The sequence below is a fragment of the Tardiphaga sp. P9-11 genome (assembly GCF_008329525.1).
Taxonomy (GTDB): domain Bacteria; phylum Pseudomonadota; class Alphaproteobacteria; order Rhizobiales; family Xanthobacteraceae; genus Tardiphaga.
Map to the genome: position 1 here is coordinate 126598 of NZ_NPKQ01000005.1, position 21665 is coordinate 148262.

Annotated in this window: 22 protein-coding genes; 14 read left to right on the top strand and 8 right to left on the bottom strand. The window is 60.9% G+C overall.

Features of this window, described 5'->3' with window-relative positions; all coding sequences use genetic code 11:
• Positions 1–74: 74 nt before the first annotated feature.
• A complete protein-coding gene (locus CIW50_RS18335; RefSeq protein WP_068730348.1) occupies positions 75–341 on the bottom strand; it encodes a hypothetical protein in 267 nt (88 codons plus the stop codon).
• A gap of 186 nt (positions 342–527) precedes the next feature.
• On the opposite strand from CIW50_RS18335, the gene CIW50_RS18340 reads away from it, so the two are divergent.
• A complete protein-coding gene (locus CIW50_RS18340) occupies positions 528–1814 on the top strand; it encodes a DUF445 domain-containing protein (RefSeq protein ID WP_149532649.1) in 1287 nt (428 codons plus the stop codon).
• A gap of 185 nt (positions 1815–1999) precedes the next feature.
• Positions 2000–2770, top strand: coding sequence for an esterase/lipase family protein (locus tag CIW50_RS18345; protein WP_149532650.1), 771 nt, complete (start codon positions 2000–2002; stop codon positions 2768–2770).
• A gap of 19 nt (positions 2771–2789) precedes the next feature.
• Here CIW50_RS18345 and CIW50_RS18350 read toward each other — a convergent pair whose 3' ends face one another.
• The gene (locus tag CIW50_RS18350; protein WP_149532651.1) at positions 2790–4013 is read right to left on the bottom strand and encodes a bifunctional alpha/beta hydrolase/OsmC family protein; all 1224 of its coding nucleotides are present in this window, start codon (positions 4011–4013) and stop codon (positions 2790–2792) included.
• A gap of 351 nt (positions 4014–4364) precedes the next feature.
• On the opposite strand from CIW50_RS18350, the gene CIW50_RS18355 reads away from it, so the two are divergent.
• The 3 genes from CIW50_RS18355 (at position 4365) to CIW50_RS18365 (ending at position 7376) form a co-directional block, all read left to right on the top strand.
• Positions 4365–5384 (top strand): TRAP transporter substrate-binding protein, encoded by a 1020-nt coding sequence (locus CIW50_RS18355; RefSeq protein ID WP_246664338.1) that lies wholly within the window; start codon positions 4365–4367, stop codon positions 5382–5384.
• Between the two features lie 83 nt (positions 5385–5467).
• On the top strand, positions 5468–6043 hold the full coding sequence (locus tag CIW50_RS18360) for a TRAP transporter small permease (RefSeq protein ID WP_149532652.1): 576 nt from the start codon (positions 5468–5470) through the stop codon (positions 6041–6043).
• 40 nt (positions 6044–6083) lie between these two features.
• Positions 6084–7376, top strand: a complete 1293-nt coding sequence (locus CIW50_RS18365) for a TRAP transporter large permease (RefSeq protein WP_089265860.1) — start codon at positions 6084–6086, stop codon at positions 7374–7376.
• A 1-nt stretch (position 7377) separates the two neighbouring features.
• Here the strand turns inward: CIW50_RS18365 and CIW50_RS18370 are convergent, their stop codons facing one another.
• From CIW50_RS18370 to CIW50_RS18380, 3 genes are all read right to left on the bottom strand, one after another.
• A complete protein-coding gene (locus CIW50_RS18370; protein WP_149532653.1) occupies positions 7378–8163 on the bottom strand; it encodes a FadR/GntR family transcriptional regulator in 786 nt (261 codons plus the stop codon).
• 70 nt (positions 8164–8233) lie between these two features.
• The gene (locus tag CIW50_RS18375; protein WP_149532654.1) at positions 8234–8746 is read right to left on the bottom strand and encodes a hypothetical protein; all 513 of its coding nucleotides are present in this window, start codon (positions 8744–8746) and stop codon (positions 8234–8236) included.
• Positions 8747–9185: 439 nt separating this feature from the next.
• Complete coding sequence (locus CIW50_RS18380) at positions 9186–9683, bottom strand: YbaK/EbsC family protein (protein WP_149532655.1); 498 nt, start codon at positions 9681–9683, stop codon at positions 9186–9188.
• Positions 9684–9870: 187 nt separating this feature from the next.
• Between CIW50_RS18380 and CIW50_RS18385 the strand changes: the two genes are divergently transcribed.
• Complete coding sequence (locus CIW50_RS18385) at positions 9871–10587, top strand: glycosyltransferase family 25 protein (RefSeq protein ID WP_149532656.1); 717 nt, start codon at positions 9871–9873, stop codon at positions 10585–10587.
• Between the two features lie 18 nt (positions 10588–10605).
• On the opposite strand, the gene CIW50_RS18390 is transcribed toward CIW50_RS18385, so the two are convergent.
• The 3 genes from CIW50_RS18390 to CIW50_RS18400 form a co-directional block, all read right to left on the bottom strand.
• Entirely contained in the window at positions 10606–11823 is a 1218-nt protein-coding gene (locus CIW50_RS18390; RefSeq protein WP_149532657.1) for an O-antigen ligase family protein, read from the bottom strand.
• On the bottom strand, positions 11820–12695 hold the full coding sequence (locus CIW50_RS18395; RefSeq protein WP_089265865.1) for an amidohydrolase family protein: 876 nt from the start codon (positions 12693–12695) through the stop codon (positions 11820–11822). The genes CIW50_RS18390 and CIW50_RS18395 overlap by 4 nt, the downstream gene beginning before the upstream one ends.
• A gap of 89 nt (positions 12696–12784) precedes the next feature.
• Entirely contained in the window at positions 12785–13555 is a 771-nt protein-coding gene (locus CIW50_RS18400) for an IclR family transcriptional regulator domain-containing protein (protein WP_149532658.1), read from the bottom strand.
• A 106-nt stretch (positions 13556–13661) separates the two neighbouring features.
• On the opposite strand from CIW50_RS18400, the gene CIW50_RS18405 reads away from it, so the two are divergent.
• The 8 genes from CIW50_RS18405 (at position 13662) to CIW50_RS18440 (ending at position 21566) form a co-directional block, all read left to right on the top strand.
• Positions 13662–14138: a MaoC family dehydratase gene (locus CIW50_RS18405; RefSeq protein WP_149532659.1), complete on the top strand. Its 477-nt coding sequence runs from the start codon at positions 13662–13664 to the stop codon at positions 14136–14138.
• 19 nt (positions 14139–14157) lie between these two features.
• Positions 14158–14604 carry a MaoC family dehydratase gene (locus CIW50_RS18410; RefSeq protein ID WP_149532660.1) on the top strand — a complete coding sequence of 149 codons (447 nt, stop codon included), beginning with the start codon at positions 14158–14160 and terminating at the stop codon, positions 14602–14604.
• A 17-nt stretch (positions 14605–14621) separates the two neighbouring features.
• Complete coding sequence (locus tag CIW50_RS18415) at positions 14622–15866, top strand: FAD-dependent monooxygenase (RefSeq protein ID WP_149532661.1); 1245 nt, start codon at positions 14622–14624, stop codon at positions 15864–15866.
• 43 nt (positions 15867–15909) lie between these two features.
• Positions 15910–16908 carry a Bug family tripartite tricarboxylate transporter substrate binding protein gene (locus tag CIW50_RS18420; RefSeq protein ID WP_246664339.1) on the top strand — a complete coding sequence of 333 codons (999 nt, stop codon included), beginning with the start codon at positions 15910–15912 and terminating at the stop codon, positions 16906–16908.
• Between the two features lie 54 nt (positions 16909–16962).
• Positions 16963–17934: a tripartite tricarboxylate transporter substrate binding protein gene (locus CIW50_RS18425; RefSeq protein WP_149532662.1), complete on the top strand. Its 972-nt coding sequence runs from the start codon at positions 16963–16965 to the stop codon at positions 17932–17934.
• Positions 17935–18175: 241 nt separating this feature from the next.
• Complete coding sequence (gene ykgO / locus CIW50_RS18430; protein WP_055038661.1) at positions 18176–18301, top strand: type B 50S ribosomal protein L36; 126 nt, start codon at positions 18176–18178, stop codon at positions 18299–18301.
• Positions 18302–18402: 101 nt separating this feature from the next.
• Complete coding sequence (locus CIW50_RS18435) at positions 18403–19047, top strand: tetratricopeptide repeat protein (RefSeq protein WP_149532663.1); 645 nt, start codon at positions 18403–18405, stop codon at positions 19045–19047.
• Between the two features lie 227 nt (positions 19048–19274).
• Positions 19275–21566 (top strand): mechanosensitive ion channel domain-containing protein, encoded by a 2292-nt coding sequence (locus CIW50_RS18440; RefSeq protein ID WP_502707501.1) that lies wholly within the window; start codon positions 19275–19277, stop codon positions 21564–21566.
• The last annotated feature ends 99 nt before the right edge of the window (positions 21567–21665 follow it).

Genomic DNA, 21665 nt, shown 5'->3' on the forward strand with positions numbered 1-21665 from the left:
GGCACCCTGTCAAGTCGGGCGATAACATCGCACGACAAGCGCTTTAATGAAGCGCAGTCTTTAATAGCTGCTTCTTACTGCCGTGCCAGCGTCAGCGAAAATTCGCCATTGCGCACGCGGCCCGGAAGACCCTCGACGAACTTCGCCACGGCGTCTTCGCCATAGGTGCCGACGAGCTCGGCGAATGCGGCGAACAGGCTGGCCTGCGCGAGGCAATCGCCATCGACGCCGTCATGTCGCGCTTCCGCCCAGGCTTCGTTGAGATAGCTCAGCGCGGCCTGCTTCTGTTCCTGATCCGGTAGCGGATCGCGGGCGGGGCGGTACGACAATGATTCGCTCATGAAATTCCCAAAACGGTCTTCGGTGCGCATCAAAGCGAAGCGCACCTCGCAAGTTCGAATCGAGATTTACCACGCGGAGCAGGTTCCGCGAGCGACATCTTTAAGAAAGGTTAACGGCAGCGACTCACATTGTCCGACATTATGTTAACAGCGGGAACCTGTGATCGTGACCGTTTAGGGAAGCCCATGGACGCAAACAGTTTTTCGTCTTTCGCAAGTCCCGGCGACGCTGCACGCGCAGCAGAGTTGCGCCGCGTCAAGGCGATAGCGGCGCTGGTGCTGGCGAGCTGTCTCGTGGTGTTTATCGGTGCAAAAATACTGCTGCCGATTCACCCCGCATTCGGATTCGTTGCGGCCTTCGCGGAAGCCGCGACCATCGGTGGATTGGCCGACTGGTATGCTGTCGTCGCGCTGTTTCGCCGCCCGCTGGGTCTACCGATTCCGCACACGGCGATCATCCAGGCGAATCAGAATCGTATTGCCGACAAGCTCGGCGAGTTCATCGAGGTGCATTTCCTCGAAGCCGGGCCGGTCGAGGCCAAATTGCGCGAGGTGGATTTCGCAAGTTTCATTGCCGACTGGCTGAGCGACAAGAAGCGATCAGCCGATCTCGCGCGTTTCGTGCTGCGTCTGTTGCCGGAGGCGATGTCGGCAACGGAAACCTCCGGTCTCAAGACCTTCCTCGTCCGCCGCGTGATGACGCAGTTGCAGTCCGTTGATCTCGCGCCCATCGCTGCCGGCACCATGCGCGGCTTCATTCGCGATGGTCGCCATCAGGGCCTGCTCGACAATCTGCTCGGCGCCATGCATGGCGCGCTGACCGAGCCCGACACGCTGGCGATCATCAAGAACAAGATTCGCGATGAACTGCCGACATTGTTGAAGCTCTACCGCGCCGATGCATTTCTGCTGAAACGCATCGTCGCTTCCGCCACGACGTTCTTCGACGATGTCCGCAAGGATCCCGCGCATCCGTTCCGCGGCGAGTTCGATCGCATGTTGGTATCCTTCGTCGATCGACTCGAGACCGAGCCGGGTTTCACCGGCCGCATCGATGGTTTGAAGCGCGACCTCTTGGCGCGGCCGGAGCTCGCAGAGCTTGGTCGCAATCTCTGGAACAATGCGCGCGGCTTCATCGAGCGCAGTGCATCAGGTGAAAGCAATGTACTGGCACATCATCTCGCCAACGTGTTCGTCGAGGCCGGCGCAGCGCTGCGCGCCGATGCCGAGATGCGCGGCGAGATCAACCAGGGCATCGTCGTGGTGCTGCGCACATTCATTGCCGATCAGAAGAGCGGCGTGTCGACATTCATTGCCGATCAGGTGAAGTCATGGGACATGGGCCAGCTGATCGGCGTCATCGAAGTCAATATCGGCAGGGATCTGCAATATATCCGCTTCAACGGCTCGCTGATCGGGGGGCTCGCCGGTCTGGCGCTCTACACGATCGAATATCTGCTGCGCTTGCTGTGACGCGTCATTCCGCAATGCGGAAGCAGCTTGGGAGGTGGGTATCCGGATGCGCTTGAACTGCCGCAAACCCGGCCTTAACTTCAGTGAACTGATACTTGTTCGATGCGTTGCGTGATGCCCTTCTTGTGAGGCTGCTTTCAAATCAATCGGTATGACCGGCCAACGCGCCGGCGAGAGGAAATCAGATGTCGGCTACGGCCCAGGCGCAGCGTCCCCCGTCCAAAACCCTGATGTTTCTTGAAGGCCGTGCGGTCCACGAATTCGGAGCTTTTCTCGGAGCGTTGCCGCTGCTGAATCTCGCGCCGCGTGGCGATGGCCATCCGGTGATGGTGCTGCCGGGCCTCGTAGCATCGGATGTGTCGACCGGTCCGCTCCGCACCTTCCTCAAGGGGCGCGGCTATGCGGTGAGCGGCTGGAAGCAGGGCCGCAATCTCGGCCTGCGCGACGGCGTGCAGGACAGCATGGTCGAACTGCTGAAAGAGATGAACGAGACCCACGGCCGCAAAGTGAGCGTGGTCGGCTGGAGTCTCGGTGGCCTCTATGCGCGCCAACTCGCCAAGATGATGCCGGAGCGCGTGCGGTCGGTGATTACGCTGGGCAGCCCGTTCGCCGGCCATCCGAAATCCACCAACGCCTGGCGCGTCTATGAATTCGCCAGCGGCAAGCGTGCTGACGATACCGACGATAGTTTCGGGGGCTCGCTCGCCGATACGCCGCCGGTGCCGACCACGGCGATCTTCAGCCGCAGCGACGGCGTCTGTGCATGGCAGGGCTGCATGGAGAAATCGTCCGCGATGTCCGAGAGCATCGAGGTCGAGAGCAGCCATTGCGGTATGGGCCATCACCCCGCGGTGGTCTATGCGGTGGCCGAGCGCCTTGCGCAGAAGGAAGGCGCATGGGCGCCGTTCGATCGCTCTGGCTGGCGCAGTCTGGTCTATCCGGACCCTAACAGGTAAATGCGCGTCAGCGACGCGCTTACTCCGAAGCCTTCGTCACGATCCTGATCTCAGATGTTAGTGTCCGGTGTACCGGGCACTTGTCAGCGATCTCCATGAGCTTTGCGCGCTGCTCGGCGTCGAGCTTGCCGTCGATCGTGATGACGCGCTCAATCTGGTCGAGCATGCCGTCCTTGGTCTCGCACTCATCACAATCTTTCGCGTAAATCTTCTTGTGGTTCAGCGTTACCGTGATGTGGTCCATCGGCAGTACCTTGCGATCGGCATAGAGCCGCATCGTCATTGCAGTGCAGGCGCCGAGCGCGCTGAGCAGCAGATCATACGGTCCAGGGCCGGTGTCCTCGCCGCCGGCGGCCACAGGTTCGTCCGCGAGCAGGCGATGCGGGCCGACATTGATGACTTGCTGGAATTTATTGGCGCGCGTCTCGCTCACTACCACCCTGCGCGGTTCTTCTGGCAGGCTGGCCACCGGCGTCATGGCAACAGGATCGAGATAGCGCCCGGCCCAGGCGGCGATGACGTCGGCGACATAGATCGCGTCATGTTTCTGCGTCAGCAGATGATCGGCGCCCGCCAGCGAGACGAAACTTTTCGGATGTTTGGCAGTGACGAAAATCTTCGTGGCGTTGTCGATGCCTACAGTGTCGTCTGTGGGCGCATGCATGATCAGCAGCGCCTTGTGCAGCCTGGCGACCTTGGCCATCAGATTATGCTCGGCGATATCGTCGAGGAATTCGCGCTTGATGCTGAATGGCCGACCGGCGAGCTTGACCTCGACCTCGCCCTTTTCGTGGATCGCGTCGACATGCTCGGCGAACATGTCGGTGACATGAGCGGGATCGGAGGGTGCTGCGATGGTGACGACGGCCTTGGCCTCCGGGACTTGTTCGGCCGCGGCGAGGATCGCGGCGCCGCCGAGGCTATGGCCGATCAGGATCGCAGGCGATTGGCGGATCTCGCGCAGATGGTCGGCGGCTCTTACGAGATCGGCGACATTCGACGAAAAGGTACTGTTGGCGAAATCGCCCTCGCTGGAGCCGAGGCCAGTGAAGTCGAAGCGCAGCACGGCGATGCCCTTGAACGTCAGCGCGGTAGAGATGCGCCGCGCGGCGAGCACATCTTTGCCGCAAGTGAAACAATGCGCGAACAGCGCATACGCATGGACATCGCCATCGGGCAGGTCGAGCGCCGCCGCCAGCATCTGGCCGGCTGCGCCGGGGAATTGAAAGCGTTCAGTTGGCACGGTGAACTCCTGTCGTGACAGATGCCTCTTTCTACACCGATTCCGCTCGATCAATCAGTGGGGACCAAGCATCCGTCCGGGAACGATGGATGAGCTGCCCTCTCTTTGCACTGCACCCCAGGTTGAACTTTAGTTCTGCGTGGCCGTTCTGGCGCGCGCTTGCCGGCCTCCGATGTCGGTGCTAGATGTCGGGTCATCGTACAACTTTTGGGATGCGTTGCCGATACAAGCCGATGGACGGCGGGCCGGTGCGCTTCTAGAGTTGCGACCACAAGATCGACCCCACAAAGGGGCGAAGCAGAATAACGGCCAATGCGCCGCGTCGGGAAATTCACAGGGAGGATTGGGTTTATGAATATTTTGCCCATGAAGAGAAGAGATGTCGTTAAAGGCGGCCTGGCCGCGCTTGCGGTTGGTGCCACTGGTCTCGGGCGGTTCACGCCTGCGCGGGCGCAGACCAAGATGGTTCTGAAGGCTTCCGACGTCCATCCGCTCGGCTATCCCACGGTCGAATCCGTGGTGCGGATGGGTAAGAAGCTGGATGCCGCCACGAGCGGCCGGCTCACCATTCAGATGTTTCCGTCCATGCAGCTCGGCGGCGAGAAGGAAGCCATCGAACAGGCCCAGGTCGGCGCACTGCAGATCGCCCGTATCTCTGTCGGTGCGGTCGGCCCGGTGGTCGATGACGTCAACGTCTTCAATATGCCGTTCGTGTTTCGTGATTCGAAGCACATGGAGGCGGTCCTCGACGGCGAGATCGGCACCGAGCTGCTGAACAAGATCACGGCCAACGAAAAAACCGGTCTGGTCGCGCTTGGCTGGATGAATGCCGGCTCGCGCAACATCTATAACAGCAAACGCCCGATCAAGACGCTCGCCGATCTCAAGGGTCTCAAGATCCGGATGATCGGTAATCCCTTGTTCATCGACACCATGAACGCGCTCGGCGGCAATGGCGTCGCCATGGGCTTTGATCAGGTGTTTAGCGCCATGCAAACCGGCGTCGTCGATGGGGCCGAAAACAACTTGCCATCTTTCGTGGCGCAGAACCACTTCCAGGTCGCCAAGTATTTCTCGATGACCGAGCATCTGATCATTCCGGAATTGCTGGTGTTCTCGAAGGCGTCATGGGCGAAGCTCACGCCGGACGATCAGGCATTGCTGAAGAAATTCGGCCGCGAAGCGCAGCTCGAGCAGCGCACGCTTTGGTACGAGGCGGAGAAGACTGCGCTCGACAAGATGAAGGAAGTCGGCACCGACATCGTGACGACGATCGACAAACAGCCTTTTCGCGATGCCGTGAAACCGGTGTGGGATAAATATGGCGCGAAATACGCCGAGATGACCAAGCGCATTGCTGCGGTGAGCTAGCGGCATGTTCTCAATGTGTCGTCCCCGCTTTCGTGGGGACGACAGGATAGACCTGCGCTTCCGCCGCGTTACCTGAGGTCTTCATGTCTGACGTTATTTCCAAACTGCCGGTTGCATCCAATCATCACGCCGATACGGCCAGCCATGGTGCGGCTTACGCATTCCGCCGTGCCATGAACGCTCTGTACTGGACCGGTGCCGTGTTTTCTTGCCTGGCGCTTGTGTTGATCTCTGCGATTATCCCTTGGGCTGTTTACACCCGCTACATTTTGAACAGCGCGGCGTCCTGGCCGGAGCCGCTGGCGGTGTTGCTGACCATCGCGGTGACGTTTATTGGCGCTGCCAACTGCTATCGCCAGCGCATCCACATGAACATGACCGTGGGTACCAACCTGCTGCCGCCTCGCGCGCGTGTCGCAGCCGCCTTTATCAGCGAGTTGCTGATGGCTGCGGTGGCACTGTTCATGGTGATCTGGGGTATGAAGCTGGTGATGGCCACTTGGGGCAATTCGGTGGATGAATTTCCCTGGTTGTCCGTCGGGATCACCTACATGCCGATCCCCGTTTCCGGCGCGATGATGTTTCTCTTTGTCGTCGAACGCCTGACCATCGGTCCGCCGCCGCAGGATGGCAGCGACGCACACATACCTCTCGACTAGCTTCGCCGATCAGCTCCAGCCAGAACAAAGAAAATCCGACATGGACATCGCCGTTCTTCTGCTCAGCATGTGTCTGTTCTTCGCCGTCGGCATGCCGATCGCCTTCGCGCTGGCGCTTTCGGCGCTGGTCGGTGCACTGTGGATCGATCTGCCTGTTGCGGCCGTGATGCAGCAACTCTCCAGCGGCGTTGGCAAGGTGTCGATGCTGACCGTGCCGTTCTTCGTGCTGGCCGGTGCCATCATGGCGGAAGGCGGTATGGCGCGGCGGCTGGTGGATTTTGCTGCCGTCGTGGTCGGCTTCACGCGCATTCGCGGCGGCCTGTCGCAAGTTAATATTCTGGCCACCACCATCATGTCCGGCATCTCCGGCTCGTCGGTCGCAGATACGTCGGCGATTGGCTCGGTGATGATCCCGCAGATGGCGGCAAAGGGTTATCCACGGGTGTTCGCCACCAATGTGACCATCTCCGCCTCGGTCCAGGCGATCCTGGTGCCGCCGAGCCACAATGCGGTGATCTATTCGCTGGCGACCGGCGGCGTGGTCTCGATCACCAGCCTGTTCCTGGCAGGCATCGTGCCCGGGCTGCTGCTTGGTTTCGCGATCATGCTGCTGTGTCTCTACTTTGCCTATCGCGATGGTCATCCGAAGGGCGAGCCGGTGCCAGTGAAGCAGGCGCTGAAGATGTTGGGGGATGCCACCTGGGGCATCGTCACGCTGGTGATCGTGCTCGGTGGCATTCTCACAGGCGTGTTCACGCCGATCGAGGCTGGCGCTGTGGCGTGCGTCTGGGCCTTCTTCGTCACGATGTTCATCTATCGCGACTACAAATGGTCCGAGCTGCCGATGCTGACCTACCGGACGCTACAGACGGTGGCGATGGTGCTGACGCTGGTCGCGACCGCGTCCTGCTTCGGCTATGTCGCCGCCATGATGCGGATGCCGGCGCATATGACCGAGTTCTTCGTCGCCATCTCGTCGAACAAATACGTGCTGTTGATGTGGCTCAATATCATGCTGCTGATCCTCGGCACGGCGCTCGATCTCGCGCCGCTGCTGCTGATCTGCACGCCGATCCTGCTGCCGGTGGTGAAGAGTTTCGGAATCGATCCCGTGCATTTCGGCATTGTGATGCTACTCAATCTTGGCATCGGCCTGCTGACGCCGCCGGTCGGTACCACGCTGTTCGTCGGCTGCGCCATCGGCAAGGTCTCGGTGGACGAAGTGATGCGCGGGATCTGGCCGTTTTACTGGGTGATGTTCGCCGTATTGATGCTGGTGACTTACGTGCCGTGGTTCTCGATGGCGCTGCCGCACGCGTTCGGCTTCAGGTGAGCTACTGGACCGGATCGACTGACAACTGCTTGTAACGTTCCTTGCCGTTCAACAGATGCCGGCGCATGGCATCGCGAGCCTTGCGCGGCGAGCGTGCACTAATCGCATTGACGATGACTTGATGCTCCTTCTCGATGCTCTCGAGATAGCGCTTCTGCAATTCGACCTTGCCATCGAAGGTGCGGATGCTCTGTCGCGGTATGATAAGGCCGCCAAGGAATTCCAGAAAACCGACAAAGCGTGCATTCTGCGTGGCGACAGCAATGGCGAAGTGGAAGTCAAAATCTTCCTTCACTGCGCGGTCGCCATTGGCGATGGCGCGACTGAAGGTAGTCGCGGCTTTGGCAATGGCCCTGATCTGGGCAGAGGTTGCGCGCTCGCTGGCTATAGCCGCAGCCTCTATCTCGACGGCCGTGCGCAGTTCAAGAATTTCGATCACGCTGCCGATTGAGCCCAGACCGTCGGGGTCGATGGCATAAGGCTGCTGGTCGGGCTCGCTGTTGACGAAGGCACCGGCGCCTTGCCGGGTGGTTACAAGACCCCGGGCGCGGAGTGCCGCAATCGCCTCGCGAACGACCGTGCGGCTGACGCCCATGGCCGCCATCATGGCTTGCTCGGTCGGCAGGCGCGCGCCTGCTGGCAAGCGACCTTCAGTGATCTGGGCGGCGATACGCTCGACCACCTCCTCGGTGCGGCGGCGCACTGGATTGAGCGGTCGCAGCAAAGGCGTGCCTGCGGCTCCATTGGTTGTCTTGCGCCTGGTGCGTGGCTTAGCTTGTCCGGTCATCGTACAACCGGGCTATCATCGCCGATGTCGCTGCGCAAGCTTGCGGCACGCGGCATTGCGCTGCACGCTCTTACATTGTTTCGAGTTCGGGCAGCTTGAGGTCGCATTCGACCCAGGCACCGTGAATGGCGAAGCGCTGGAACGGCGAGTCTGGGACAGGGGCCTGCAACGGGGCGAGGAACTGCGCGTCGGCAGGGCTGCGCAGGTGAAACTGGATATGGCTGGCGGAGAGGGCGTTGCGCGACAGCCAGACCATGCCGGAAAACAGCTCGATCAGCAGTTGTCCATATTTATCGAGACCGGCACTCCCGAGGTCGTAGGTTGGCGACATGGTCATGAAGCGGCAACGCAGCACGGGGCCTTCGAATTTGGGCATCAGAAGTTTGCTGACCTGGCAGAAAGCCTGCGGAACGGTGCCGTCGTAGAGGCCGTACAACCCACCCTTGCCGCCCTGCATGACCGGGTCCAAAGCGGCGAAAATGCCTTGGGTGTAAGTGGAGAAGTCTTCCTCGGCTGCCTCGGCGGCCTTCCGCCACTGTGACTTCAGAGAAGCCCAGCTCCTGTCGGCGTCGGTGATCGGCAAGAGCCGCATCTCGAGGTCCCCCCGCCGATTTACACACGGCCGGGCGCAACCTTAGCTATATACCCTCAAGATTTTGATAACGCGGGAACCTCGGCGCCAGCGGTTAGTGCGCCAGCGGACGTCTGCGAGCGCGTTCAGGCGCCAGCGGACTGCAGTCCGGCTGCAGCTGCGGCCACAATCGATGCCACAACCTGCTTCCAGGTCTTCGACGACTGCGGGCGATGAGACGGGGCTTTGAAGCGCATGGTCCTTGTCCGGTTTGGCCGCACATATTGTTGTGCAGCCGAGCGTCCTCTGGGACGACACCCGGAAAATCGTGCCTCGCGCAGGGGAAGTCGATCCCCCGACAAAAATAGCAATACCCGCACTGTTCTGGTGCGGCATGACGGTTGGCTTGTTCTCTGCCGACAATCAACGGCAGTGAATTATTCTCGCTGCCTCAACCCATCGCGGGAGCTTGCTCCTGCACCACCGCCGGCTCCTGGCAAACATTGACCCAGCTGGCCCCGGTCAGTTCGGCCATCTGTGCCGGAGACATCCGCACCGAACTGTTGACCGAGCCCGCCGCCGGCCACACCTCGGCGAATTCCTTCAGCGACACGTCGCAGTAGACTTGTAATGGCGTTGCCAGGCCGAACGGGCAGACACCGCCCACCGGATGGCCGGTGAGGGCAACGACCTCGTCGGCTCCCAGCATGCGCGGCTTGCCGCCAAGCGCATCGCGTGCCTTCTTGTTGTCGAGCCGCGCTGTACCCTTGGTCACCACCAGCACCACCCGGTCGCCGACCCGCACCGACAGCGTCTTGGCGATCTGGCCGGGTTCGACGCCCAACGCCTCGGCGGCGAGAACGACCGTGGCCGAGCTTTTGTCGGTGACGGTGATGGACAATTCGGGGGCGTTGGCGGCGAGAAAGGCGCGGACGGACTCAAGGCTCATGATGCGGTCTCGGTGACATACCGCCACGCCCTCTCACATGTCGCGGTCAAAGGGAAGTCCCATCCGGGCATTGGGGAACTGGCGCCGCGCTGTGGCTCGGCGCGCCATTCCCTCATGCCGGTTTTGACCTTATACGGGCTCCTGTCCGGCTAATTGTGCCGGACGATGTTCCGGAGACCACTCGTCGATGCTGCCGGCCTATGTGATCCATGCCAAGTCGTTGCCCGAGCGCACGGAGCATATCCAGCGCGAGCTCGACCGTGCGGGCATCAAGTTCGAGTGGGTGCTGGATTTCGATGCCGACGAGATCACCTCCGATGTCGATCGCGCCTATTTCGCGGAAGGCGCTGACCTGACGCTGAGGCAGAAATCCTGCGCGCTGAAACATGTGGTTGCCATGCAGCGCATTCGCGAGCGCGGCCAGGATCTGGCATTGATCTTCGAGGATGACGCATTGCTGGTGCCGGATTTCTGCGACCAGTTGAAGCGCGTGCTTGACGAAGCCGAAAAGTGGCCACGGCCGCGAATTCTGCATCTTGGCGCCGCGACGAATTTTTACACCCCGGCATCGGAGTTGCGCGCGGGCCAGATCGTCTATTCCGGCAATCGCGTGCGCAATATGGAAGCCTATGTGCTGGGCGCGCCCGAGGCTTCGGCGCGGCTTGACTGGATCGCGCGGCATCCGATGCACGAGCCGATCGACATCGCCTTCAACACTGGCGATCCTGCCATGGGCATCCCGTTCCTGTGGCCAGAACCGCCGCTGGCCGAACAAGGCTCGCTCAACGGCGTGTTCAAGAGTTCACTTGATCGCAAAGGGCATGCGCAATTGCAGTTGCGTATACAGTTTGCCGTGCAGAAGTTCAGGCGGCGTTATTTGAAGCGGTGGCTGAAGCTGAAGTAACTGGCGGCTTCCGGCCGGTCATTCCGAATGTGCATTGCGCACCAACGCGCCCAGCAACCCCACTGCCAGGCAGTACAGCATCCCTTGCGTCACCGCCGAAATGTGGCTGTTGAATAGAGAGCCAATCAGGTTCTGCAACACAACCGCCTGGCCGACGATGCTCGCATAATCGCGCGCGAGAAAAAGCCGTGCATGCGCGATCCACATGGCCCAGAGCAGCAGCCCGCCGATCAGGCCGACCTGCAGCACCGTATGAAGCGTTTGATTGTGCGGATCTGGTGTGGCCTGGCCATAGGGCGACGGCTTCGTCGCCTCCATGCTCTGATACAACGGCTTGATGCTCCCGGTGCCGTGCCCGACGATGGGCGAGGCCTTCACAAAGCCGACTGCCTTGCTCCAGAAATCCAGCCGCGATGCAGTCGAGACTGTTTCGCCGCCGGCGGTCTCGCCGCTATTGGCGTTGATGTCCGAGTTGATCTCTGCGATCCGGCGCTGGGCTTGTGGCGAGGTCAGCAGTGCTATGCCGATCACGATCACGGCTGCGACCGCGACCATGGCAGAGCGCCGCCAGCCGCCGGCGTGGATGACGAATAAACCGAGCAATGCAGCGGCCATGATTGCGCCGGTCTTCGACACATAGATCAGGAAAATGTCGGCAAAGAACAGAAGTGCGAGCACGATCATTGCAATGGCACGGCGGGGGTCTTGCACCCAGATACGCATCGCGCCGATCGCCAGAGCGAAGGCACAAAGTGCGAAGCAGCCGGATTGAACCGCGTTGTCCTTGAAGGGCACGCCGGGTGCCTTGAACCAGCCCCACGGTCCCGTGGGCCACAGGAATGCAGCCCATGACAGGGCGAGAAGACATATACAGGCGGCAAGAAAGCCATAAGCGATCTGTAACGCTTGTTTCGGCGTAAATGCCGTTGCCATCACCAATGGGATCAGCAGCAGCTTGGCGTAGGGACCAACCCATCTGATCGCGCCGCTGAGCGGCTGCATCGACCAGAGCACGCCGACCAGGATCAGCGCGAACAGCGCGACCGGCAGATAGGCCGCAGGCCGCCGCAACGTGGCGATGAAACGATCGCGGTCGAGTGTCAGCAGCGCGAGCACTGCAAAGATCGACACCGCGATAGCCTGACCGCTGGTTGAGAACGGCAGCGAGAAGCCGGTGGCAATGGCAGCGATCTGCCGGGCATCCGCAAGTTTGCGCGGCAGATCGTTGTTCGTCATATGCCCAGGAGTTTCCGTGCGTTGTTCTTCAGGACCTTCGGACGCACCTCGTCGCGAATGTCGAGCTTGGCGAAGTCGGCCATCCAGCGATCCGGCATGATCACCGGCCAGTCGGAGCCGAACAGCATCTTATCCTGCAGGATCGAATTGATATAGCGCACCAGGATCGGCGGGAAGTATTTCGGCGACCAGCCGGACAGGTCGATATACACGTTGGGCTTGTGGGTCGCGACCGACAACGCTTCTTCCTGCCAGGGGAAGGAGGGATGCGCGAGAATGATCTTCATGTCCGGAAAATCCACCGCGACGTCGTCCATGTACATCGGGTTGGAATATTTCAGTCTCATTCCCATGCCGCCCGGCATGCCAGAGCCGACGCCGGTCTGGCCGGTGTGGAAGAGCGCGATGGCGCCGCCTTCCTGGATCGCTTCATAGAGCGGATAGGCCATGCGGTCGTTGGCGTAGAAGCCCTGCATGGTCGGGTGGAACTTGAAGCCCTTCACACCGTATTCGGAGATCAGCTTGCGTGCCTCGCGCACACCGAGCTTGCCTTTGTGCGGATCGATCGATGCGAACGGGATCAGCACGTCGGCGTTCTCTTTGGCGATCTCCAGCATCTCGTAGTTGTTGTAGCGGCGGAAACCGGTCTCGCGCTCGGCATCCACCGGGAAGATCACCGCGGCGATCTTCTTGTCGCGATAATAGGCAGCGGTTTCCTGCACCGTCGGCGGATGCTTGTGCGGCGACTTGAAATACTCGGCCATCCGGGCCTGGAAATCGTCATAGCCGTCGTCGGCGTGGCAGCCGCACGGTTCTTCCGCATGGGTGTGGATGTCGATGGCGACCAAGTCGTCCGGATTGAGCAATTTCATGTCCTGCGTCTCCCGCATTTTCATCATTATCGTTGGCGGTTGCCTTAGCAAACCGGCCAGCCCAATGAAAGGCGCGGAAGACTTCCGGGCTAACCAGTAGACGAGGTTTGTGTCCGGATGTCCTGCGCGGTGCGACGGAGAGGGATCAGGTATTTCTCCTTCGCCATGGTTTCGTCCATGGTGCCAGAGATGGCATTCATGCTGATCGCCGCGACGACCCGGCCGCCGTGATCGCGCACGGGAACGGCGATGCCGCAGATCGCGGGATCCAGTTCGCCATCAATCCAGCTATAGCCCTCGGCGTCGACGCGCTCCAGCTCACGTTCCAGCAGTACGGGATCGGTGATGGTGCGTGGGGTGATCTGCTTGAAGTCGGAGGTGGCGAGATACTGCGCGCGCTGTTCCGGCGGCAGGGCTGCCAGCAGGACGCGGCCGAGCGACACCACATGTGCGGGCAGGCGACTGCCGATGGCGAGATTCGCCGAGAGAATGCGCCGTGCCGGCAATCGCAGCGCATAAACGATTTCGGTCTCATCCAGCACGGCCAATGAGCAGGATTCGCCGATTTCGTTACGCAGGTCTTCCAGCGCGCGTTGCGCGTAGCCCCAGTATGGCAGCGCGTTGAGATAGGACAGGCCAAGCCCCAGCGCCCGCGGGCGCAGGCTGAAATAGCGGCCATCGGCTTCGCAATATTTCATCACGATCAATGTCGCCAGCATGCGGCGCGCCGTCGCGCGGCTGAGGCCCGCGATGGCGGCGACTTCAGAGAGCGTGTGCCGGCCGGGTGGGCGACCCAGCGCTTCGATCGCCGCAAAACCACGGGCGATCGCCCGAACAAAACCGTCACTGTCTTTGGCCATGCACCATCCTACCGGTCCGGGCTTGTCAGTCCCGAGAAACCGCGTCTATAGTTGTTCGTAAGGCGGCTATAAAGTTCGCCTGGTGAACGATAGTGGAGAAGGCGCTATGGCGCAAGCGGAAGTTTTTGAAACCGATTTCTGGAAGGACGCGAACTTGCGCAAGGTCTGGGACGAGATCGTCCCGGGCGAGCCACGCAAGACGCTGCCCTATGTTCTGACCAAGGAGGCGATCCAGCTCTACTGCCGCTCGGTCGGCGAGAACCACCCATTGTATTTCGACGAGGCTTACGCGAAGGCGTCGCCCTATGGCGGTCTGATCGCGCCGCCGTCGATCCACATCCTGCTGATGTTCTCCTGCACCCCCACCGATGACTGGATGCGCACGCCCGGCACCGTCAATGCCGGGCAGTCCTGGAGCTACAACAAGCCGGCACGGCCGGGCGACACCATCACGCTGCAGGCCCGCGCGCTCGACAAGTTCATCAAGCGCGAGCGGCTGTTCGTGGTCCACGACAACGTATTTTTCAATCAGCACGGCGACGTCATCTGTTCTGGCCGCGGCCAGACCATCCGCCCGATGTGAGCGAGACGAGAGATTCATCATGACGACCAACTTTGAAAAACTCTCCACCGGCGACACCATCGACGGCCCGAAGTTTCCGGTTTCGCGCGAATCGATCCGGCTCTTCTGCGACGGCTCGCTCGACTACAATCCGCTGCATCTCGACGACGACTACATGAAGAACAGCTTCGGCAAGACCAATTTCGGCGGCATCATCATGCATGGCATGAATAATTTCGGGCTCATCACCCGGATGTTGACGAACTGGGCCTATCCCGCGGGTGCCATTCATCGTCGTCTCGAAACGCGCTGGGTCAAACCGGTGAAACCCGGCGACACGATTCAGCCGGTCGGCATCATCAAGGCGAAACAGACCACCGAGAAGTCGCGTTGGGTGCTGATCGATGTGTTGGTGAAAAACCAGAACGACGAGAAGGTCGCCATTGGCGAGGCGATGGTCGAATTTCCCGTTCAAGCAACCACCTGAGCGTCGGAGGCAAGCGCATGCCGATTTCAATTGCAGGAGCGGGGGTCGGCGGACTGACCGCCGCCCTTAGCCTGCATGCCGCCGGCCGCGACGATGTTGTCGTATTCGAAGCTGCACGCGAAATTCGGGACGTCGGCGTCGGCATCAACCTGCCGCCGCACGCCGTTCGCGAACTCAGTGAATTAGGGCTCGGAGACGCACTGGCAGCCATCGGGGTGCCGACAAGGGAGCTCGCCTATTATGACCCTGCCGGGCAGCTGATCTGGGCTGAACCTCGCGGACTTGATGCCGGATACCGATGGCCGCAATATTCGGTTCACCGTGGTCAGTTGCAGCGGCTGCTCGTCGATGCCGTTCGCCAACGGCTCGGCGCTTCGGCCATTCGGGTCGGACGGCGTGCAACCGGTATCGCCCATTCGGGTCACGACGGCGGTGTCGCGATGCTGGCGGTCGATGTGGAGACGGGGCAGTCCGAATCTCATCCGTCCGACCTGGTGGTGGCGGCAGATGGTATCCGCTCGGCACTGCGTGACAGTTTGTACGGCGCGCCCACCGCCATCGCATCGAATGGATGGGTGATGTATCGCGGGGCGGCCAAGGCCGGACCGTTTCTGACCGGTCAGTCGATGGTCATCATCGGTGACGAAAGGCAGCGCGTCGTCGTCTATCCGATCGCTCCGGGCCTCATCAATTGGCTGCTGGTACGCCCGGCTGACAAAAATCGATCGGATGCAGAACTCGGGAATTGGAATGTACCGATAGCGTCCGAGGCAGTCGCCGCCTTCGCGCGCGACTATCGTTTCAACTGGCTCGATGTGCATGAACTGATTGCGTCAACAGCTCATGCCTATGAATATCCAATGGCCGACATCGATCCGTTGCCGCGTTGGGTTTTTGGACGTGGCGTTCTACTCGGTGACTCCGCCCATGCGATGTATCCGTTCGGATCGAACGGCGCGTCACAGGCGATTCTCGACGCGCGGGTACTCGCCTATCAGATTGCGACGGCGCCTTCGATCGACGAGGCGTTGCTGGCCTATGAGAGCGAGCGCCGTCCCGTGGCAACTGAAGTCCAGCTGGCCAATCGACGGCAGGCTGGTGACGTCATGGCACGCGTGAGCGCGATGGCGCGACGCGGCGCCCATGGCGATGCCGCCACCGAGCTGCAGGATATAGAGCGTCGCTACAAGCAACTTGCCGGTTTTGACGTCAATGCGTTGAATGACCGCAAATCATGGAGCGTGCACACCACGTCATCATGATCATCAACGGATGGAAAATCCGGATCAGAAGAAACTCGGAAACATGGGAAGATTCGATATGGGATGGCTTGGAACGACGTTGCGTTGCGGCTTGATGGCTGCTGGCTTGGCCTGCGCTGTTATCGGTGTTGCCAGCGCTCAGGAAGCATATCCGGCGCGGCCTATCCGGTTGCTGGTCGGCTTTGGTCCCGGCGGGGCGACCGACATCACGTTCCGCAAGCTTGGCGAGCTTGCGAGCAAGCAACTCGGCCAGCCCATCATCATCGAGAACAAGCCGGGGGCAGGCGCGACGCTTGCGCCCTCGACGATGGCGAAGACCGACAGCCCCGATGGCTACACGATTGCGGCAGCTACCGCAGGATTGTTGCGTTACCCTTACATGCAGAAAGTCGATTGGAATCCGATCAGGGACTTTACCTGGATTGCGGGTCTCGGTGGTTACACGTTCGTACTCGCGGTCAATGCCGACTCACCGTTCAAGACGGTTGGGGATCTCGTCGCCTATGCAAAGGCAAATCCCGGTGGGCTGACGATCGCGACGGCTGGGGCTGGCACCACGATGCATCTTCTTGCTGAGGCTCTTGCCGGCATGGCGGGTGTCGAGATCACACATGTTGGATATCGCAGTAGTAGCGAGGCCGGTACGGCCGTGCTGGGAGGCCATGCCATGGCAACCGTCGATGCGGTAGGTACGATTCTTCCTTACACGGAGCCCGGCAAGATGCGCATGCTGCTGTCGTTCGACCCGCAACCGGTCGACTGGCTGGCGGGCGTGCCGACTGCAAAGAGTCTCGGCTACGACCTTGTCTATCCCGCTCCCTATGGACTCGTGGGACCGAAGAACATGCCGCCCGAAATTGTCGGCAAGTTGTATCAGGCGTTCAAGGCGGCGGCCGACAGCGACGAGTACCGCAAATTGCTTGAGACACTACGACAAACGGCGTGGACGCGCACGCCAGGCGAGTACGAGCAATGGGCACGAGAGTTCTATGTTTCAGAGCGATCGCTGGTCGAGCGCGCCAAGCTGCTGCGACAGCCCTGAGACGATCTGATGTTGCAAACAATGCGAAAAGCAAAGCAAGGGCAGGGAACCGCGATGAAGCTTTTATTGACTGCAGTTTGTTCGGTATTCATGCTGGTCACAGCGACGACCAGCCACGCCGCCGACCAGCATTTTCCGGTCAACCAGATCAAGATCATCGTGCCGTTTCCGGCCGGGGGCACGACGGACATTCTGGCGCGGTTCGTCGCGCAATATCTCGGTGAGAAGCTAGGCGTCACCACGATCGTCGAGAACCGCCCCGGCGCATCGGGCACAATCGGTTCGGAAGTTGTCGTGAAGTCGCCCGCCGATGGCAGCGTGTTGTTGGTCACGGCCACGCATCACGTGATCAATCCGAGTCTGCGTAAGAGTCTGCCTTACGAGACACAGAAGGACTTCTCGCCGATCGCCCTGATCGCGACGGCGCCAAATGCGCTTGTTGTGACCAGGGACTTTCCAGCGAAGTCGGTCGCTGAGTTGATCGAGCTGGCGAAGAAGCAGCCCGGCAAGCTATCCTTCGGATCGGCCGGCGTCGGCGGCGCCAATCATCTGTCGGGCGAATTGTTCAAGCAGATGGCTGGAATCAATATCGAGCACATCCCTTACAAGGGTGCCGCGCCGGCGATGAACGACCTGATCGGCGGCCATATTCCGATCATGTTCGATACGTTGCCGACTGTTTTGCCTGCTGCAGAGGCGGGCAACATCCGTGTGCTCGCGGTCACCAGCCTGACCCGGGCGGCCTCGCTCCCCAACGCCCCGACCCTCGATGAGGCTGGCGTAAAGGGGTTCGAGGCGACCGCCTGGTTCGGCATGTACATGCCGCAGGCCAATGGCAGCCCGGCCTATATGAAGCTGGTCGCGGCCATGAAGGAAATTCTGGCGGCACCCGCGACCCGCGAGAAATTCGCCACCCAAGGCGTCGAGCCGGGCAAGCTGACGGGAGCTGAATTCACGGCTTTTGTCGATTCGGAGATCAAGAAGTGGGGCGCAGTGGTGAAAACCGCGAATGTCCCGCAAGAGTGATCCGCACGTGTTTGAAGGGTCCGGTGGCTGTTCCCGGACTCTCAAGCCACCAAAATACCTGCAAATATCGATCCGGTGGTCGCCAGATGCCTGGATCGGATTGACAGTCCGGCGCCCGATGGCTTAGAAACCGCGGGTCCCGGGCGACTTGGTCGCCAGCGGGTTCAAGCCCATTTTCGCTGATTTCGGCCTGCCGCGCACGGCCTTTGAAGTCAGTATCGCAAGCTATCAGGATCGACCGATGAAAGTCCGTAACTCGTTGAAATCGCTGCGTGGTCGTCACCGCGACAACCGCCTGGTCCGCCGCAAGGGCCGTGTCTACGTGATCAACAAGACCCAGCGCCGCTTCAAGGCTCGCCAGGGTTGAGTTGCTGCTCGGCCGGGATTTTGCCGGCTGGGCTCACGACATCACAGGTGTTTGACGCGCTGCTGCTTTGCAGCGCGTTTTTTCGTGTCTAGACTTGCGGTATGGCATTGAGAATCCCGGCCGCAGCTTTTGGAATTCTGCTGAGTGCATTTCTGGGCGCAGCGCCTGTTTGCGCCCAGCTGCGAGATACGCAGATCGTGTCCCCGGATGCGCCGAAGAAGATTCCCGAGCCCCCCGCCAAACTGCCGAAGATCAATGCCGACAAGACGCGCGGTCTCGATTTTCTGTTTGGTGCGCTGAAAGCGGCGCCGGACGAAGCCAGTGCCAAGCACGTCGAAGGCCGGATCTGGGCTCTGTGGTCGCAGACCACGAGCGACACGACCGCGCTGCTGATGACCCGCGCCAAGACGGCGCTGGACGCCAAGCAGGTCGATCTGTCGCTGGAATTGTTGAGCGCGGTTGTGAAGTTGCGCCCCGATTACGTCGAGGGCTGGAATCGGCGCGCCACGCTGTATTACCTGCAGAACGACTACACCCGCTCGCTGCAGGATATCGAGCAGGTGCTGGTGCGTGAGCCACGACACTTCGGGGCGCTGGCTGGTCTGGGCATGATCATGCAGGAGCTGGGCGACGACAAGCGTGCGCTTGATGCGTTCCGCAAGGCACTTGCGGTCAATCCGCATCTCGAAAAGGTGCCGGAGCTGGTCAAGACCCTGGCCGAGAAGGTCGAAGGCCGCGATATCTGAAATTCCTTGAAAGTCTGGGCGCTCGCGGGACATCGCGGGAACATTGCCCTGCTTTGATGCATCCCTGCTGCCCGCGATGGAAAAACAAGACATCGTCGCCGGGGAATCAAACTTCTGACACAGGAAATGGGCGAAAAGGGCGTTTTCCGAGCCACAGGAAGGGACACCTTTTGGCGCCGAAGTCATTTCCGTTATTCGCTTTGCTATGTGTGTTGATGGCCGCACCGATGGCTGCTGTGACCAGCCCTGCGCTGGCGCAGAAAGCTGATGCGCCGCCGGCGCCTGCAGTTTCGACGCTGTCCCCCGATCAGGCCAAGGCCGCGCTCGACACATTGCAAGACGACGTCAAGCGCAAGGAGATGATCGATACGCTGCGCGCGATCGCCACGGCGACACCCGCATCGCCGGAGAAGAAGCCTGCCATTCCGCTCGACGCGGACAGTCTTGGCGCGCAATTGCTCGTGACGATTTCCGATCAGCTCGGCGATATTACGCGCGAGGTTTCGACAGCCGTGCAATCGGTCACGCGCTTTCCGGCGCTATGGTATTGGCTGCAGCGCAGCGCCAACGATCCCGGCACCTATCATCTCCTGTTCGACATCGCCTGGAAGCTTGTTGTCGTATTCGGTGGTGCGCTGGCGGCGGAATGGCTCATGGTCTGGCTGCTGCGCAAGCCGCAGGGCGCGCTTGAGGCGCGCATTCCCTTCGTCGCGCGCGCGCCAGCGGCGGTGATTGAACGTGCCGATCCACCGTCGTCCACAGCCGACTTCACCGAAGCGCCCGATCTCAACAAACGGCGGCGCAGCCTGACCCGGGCCTGGCAATCGCTGCTGCGGCTTCCCTATGTCGTCGGGCGTCTTCTCCTCGAATTGTTTCCGATTTTCGTCTTTACCGGTACGGTATCGCTGCTGCTCGGCACCCAGATCGGCGATGCCGGGATCACGCGCCTCGCGATCCTTGCAATCGTAAACAGTTATGTGGTGGCGCGCGCCATCATCTGCGCGATGCGCGCGCTGTTCGGGCCGCTCGCCCTGTTCAGGGTGAAGGAGGAGACCGCAGCCTATCTCGAAATCTGGACGCGTCGCATCGTCGGCGTCGGCGCCACCGGCATCGCAATCGCCAATGTCGCCCTGATGATGGGCCTCTATCGCTCGGCGCATTTCGCGCTGATCAAGCTCGTGATGCTGGTCGTGCATCTGTTTGTCGTCGTCATCGTCCTGCAGTGCCGGAAGCCCGTTGCCGATGCACTCCGCGCGCCGATCGGCGCTGCGGGCTTCCTGAGCGCGATGCGCAATCGCCTCGCCAGTCTTTGGCATGTGCTGGCGATCGTCGTCGTGATGGCGGCTTGGACCATCTGGGCGCTCAATATCCAGAACGGCTATTCATTGCTGCTGCGATACATCGTTGGCACGGTCATTGTCGCGTTGGTGACCCGGCTCGTCTCAATGATTGGGCTGAGCCTCATCGATCGTGGTTTCCGCATCAAGCCGGAAATCCTGCAGCGCTTTCCGGGTCTTGAGACGCGTGCCAATCGTTATCTGCCACTGTTGCGCAAGGTCGTCGCAACGATCATCACGGTGATCGGCCTGGTTGCCTTGCTGGAGGTGTGGGGCGTCAATGCCATTGTCTGGTTCTATGGCGGCCAAATCGGCAGTCGGATCGTCTCGGCTGTCGTCACCGTCGGCATTGCTGCCATTGTCGCTGCGGTTGTGTGGGAAGGCAGCAATGCGTTGTTGGAGCGCCAGCTCACGGCGCTGACGCGGGACGGTCATTTCGCCCGTGCGGCGCGTCTGCGTACGTTCCAGCCGATGCTGCGCACGACATTGCTCGGCGTAATCATTGCGGTGGTCTCGCTCACCGCGCTGAGCGAGATCGGTGTCAATGTCGCGCCGCTGCTTGCCGGTGCCGGCATCCTTGGCATTGCCATCGGCTTCGGCTCGCAGAAGCTGGTGCAGGACGTGATTACGGGCTTGTTCCTGCTGCTGGAAAGCACAGTTCAGGTCGGAGACAACGTCACGGTGTCGGGCCTGTCGGGTGTCGTGGAGAACGTCTCGATCCGTACCATCCGGCTGCGTGCCGGCGATGGTTCGGTTCACATCATTCCCTTCAGCGCGGTGACCACCATTACCAATGCCAGCCGCGGTGCCGGCAACGCGGCCGTCAGCGTCAGCGTCGCTTACAAGGAAGATACCGACCGCGCCGGCCGGTTGCTGAAGGACATCGTCGAGCAGATGCGCAATGAGGCAGCTTTCAAGCCGCTGATCCGCAGCGATCTGGAACTGTGGGGCGTCGACAAGGTCGATGGTTCGATGGCGACGATCGTGGGTCAGATCCGGTGTACCGATTCTGGCCGCTGGGCAGTGCAGCGCGAATTCAATCGCCGCATGAAGATCCGTTTTCAGGAAGAAGGTATCGAGATTGCATCGCCCGGACAGACCGTTCTGATGCAGTTGCCGCCACCCGGTGCGGAAGACGATGACGCTGAGCAAAATAAGCCGGCGCAACGTCGCACGGGGTAGTAATCGTCGATGGTTTTCGGCGATGCGGGAGCTTCGGATTAACCAAAGTTGCGGCTACGCTGCGCGCCACGGCAACCATAGTCGCCGTTTCGCCCGCGT

Coding starts and splice junctions, on each gene's coding strand:
- CIW50_RS18365 (WP_089265860.1), top strand. CDS start 6,084: ATGGACATCGCCGTTCTTCTGCTCAGCATGTGTCTGTTCTTCGCCGTC.
- CIW50_RS18405 (WP_149532659.1), top strand. CDS start 13,662: ATGGCGCAAGCGGAAGTTTTTGAAACCGATTTCTGGAAGGACGCGAAC.
- CIW50_RS18400 (WP_149532658.1), bottom strand. CDS start 13,555: ATGGCCAAAGACAGTGACGGTTTTGTTCGGGCGATCGCCCGTGGTTTT.
- CIW50_RS18370 (WP_149532653.1), bottom strand. CDS start 8,163: ATGACCGGACAAGCTAAGCCACGCACCAGGCGCAAGACAACCAATGGA.
- CIW50_RS18415 (WP_149532661.1), top strand. CDS start 14,622: ATGCCGATTTCAATTGCAGGAGCGGGGGTCGGCGGACTGACCGCCGCC.
- CIW50_RS18420 (WP_246664339.1), top strand. CDS start 15,910: ATGGGAAGATTCGATATGGGATGGCTTGGAACGACGTTGCGTTGCGGC.
- CIW50_RS18410 (WP_149532660.1), top strand. CDS start 14,158: ATGACGACCAACTTTGAAAAACTCTCCACCGGCGACACCATCGACGGC.
- CIW50_RS18355 (WP_246664338.1), top strand. CDS start 4,365: ATGAATATTTTGCCCATGAAGAGAAGAGATGTCGTTAAAGGCGGCCTG.
- CIW50_RS18345 (WP_149532650.1), top strand. CDS start 2,000: ATGTCGGCTACGGCCCAGGCGCAGCGTCCCCCGTCCAAAACCCTGATG.
- CIW50_RS18425 (WP_149532662.1), top strand. CDS start 16,963: ATGAAGCTTTTATTGACTGCAGTTTGTTCGGTATTCATGCTGGTCACA.
- CIW50_RS18335 (WP_068730348.1), bottom strand. CDS start 341: ATGAGCGAATCATTGTCGTACCGCCCCGCCCGCGATCCGCTACCGGAT.
- CIW50_RS18360 (WP_149532652.1), top strand. CDS start 5,468: ATGTCTGACGTTATTTCCAAACTGCCGGTTGCATCCAATCATCACGCC.
- CIW50_RS18440 (WP_502707501.1), top strand. CDS start 19,275: ATGGCTGCTGTGACCAGCCCTGCGCTGGCGCAGAAAGCTGATGCGCCG.
- CIW50_RS18385 (WP_149532656.1), top strand. CDS start 9,871: ATGCTGCCGGCCTATGTGATCCATGCCAAGTCGTTGCCCGAGCGCACG.
- CIW50_RS18395 (WP_089265865.1), bottom strand. CDS start 12,695: ATGAAATTGCTCAATCCGGACGACTTGGTCGCCATCGACATCCACACC.
- CIW50_RS18435 (WP_149532663.1), top strand. CDS start 18,403: ATGGCATTGAGAATCCCGGCCGCAGCTTTTGGAATTCTGCTGAGTGCA.
- CIW50_RS18380 (WP_149532655.1), bottom strand. CDS start 9,683: ATGAGCCTTGAGTCCGTCCGCGCCTTTCTCGCCGCCAACGCCCCCGAA.
- CIW50_RS18390 (WP_149532657.1), bottom strand. CDS start 11,823: ATGACGAACAACGATCTGCCGCGCAAACTTGCGGATGCCCGGCAGATC.
- ykgO (WP_055038661.1), top strand. CDS start 18,176: ATGAAAGTCCGTAACTCGTTGAAATCGCTGCGTGGTCGTCACCGCGAC.
- CIW50_RS18340 (WP_149532649.1), top strand. CDS start 528: ATGGACGCAAACAGTTTTTCGTCTTTCGCAAGTCCCGGCGACGCTGCA.